The 1,042-nt window shown below is 41.1% G+C and carries 1 protein-coding gene; it reads left to right on the top strand.

Annotated features, from left to right (window positions below):
• Window positions 1–639: 639 nt before the first annotated feature.
• Window positions 640–1,042 (top strand): BCCT family transporter (locus tag AB4512_RS18515; protein WP_372175320.1); only part of this gene is annotated, 403 nt, incomplete at its 3' end.

Here is a 1,042-nt window from a genome sequence, read left to right as displayed (position 1 = left end):
CAAACTGAGGCGAGCCGTTCTTCTGGCATCCGTCACTGGGTGAGCCTAGTGAAGGGCGATGAAAGCGGCCGCCCGAATGCATCAAGTGAAGACAAAGAGTTCACTGCGAAAAATGGTGAAGACTATAACCTAGGTTTTTGCTTCGCAATCTAACGAACTGTCTTTGAAATGTGCAGTGCTGATCTGTGAGACGCAGCGCTGACATTTGAGCTCTGATTTCTCTTTTACCTTTGGTAACTTTCCCCGCCCCTATAGCGGGGCTTTTTTATTAGAGCTATAAGTAAATTGGGTGATTATTAAAATTATCTGCAAAAAGTTTGGATGTGATTTTACGGTGCGTCATTTTAATTTAAATTGTTGTATTTGAAGGTTTTTATTCTTTTGTTTTATTCTGTTTTTATTGGGTTAACTATCACTATCAACGGTGGTTTGGGTGACTATTGAGCTAAAAATCAGTCAAAATGCTTTGAGCTGTGCTATAATGTGCGCCTTGGGATTGAGCCAGTAAGTCCATTTATCACTAACTATTGTGATTTTTATTGCCTTTTATTTAGGCGATGCGGCGAGCCAATCAAGTAGTAGTTGGATATGGAGAGCGTCCTTATATTCGTTGAATCGGATATGCGAACATCATAATTTATGAGTTTTAAATCAAAAAAGTACAGTATTGATTCTACTGACTATCAAGTTGGTCAAGACAACGTCAGTAAATGGGGCATGGATGTCCATAACACAGTCTTCGTAGCCTCAGTAGGCTTATCTCTTCTCTTCATCATCACTCTTCTTGCTCTTCCTCCTGCAGATGCTAAAGCTGCAATTGATTCTATTAAGGGTGCTGTTCTATCAAAGTTTGACTTCCTGTTTATGTGGGGAGCTAACATCATGCTAGCGTTTGCTGTTGTTCTTGCTTTTTCACCGTTGGGTAAAATCCGTTTAGGTGGTGAAGACGCGACGGCGGACTATTCAATGTCATCTTGGATTGCGATGTTATTCGCAGCAGGTATGGGTATTGGACTTATCTTCTGGGGTGTTGCAGAGCCAA

The organism is Vibrio sp. 10N.222.52.B7 (assembly GCF_041474275.1).
GTDB classification, from domain to species: Bacteria; Pseudomonadota; Gammaproteobacteria; order Enterobacterales; family Vibrionaceae; genus Vibrio; species Vibrio crassostreae_C.
This window is presented reverse-complemented; position numbering and strand designations above follow the sequence as displayed.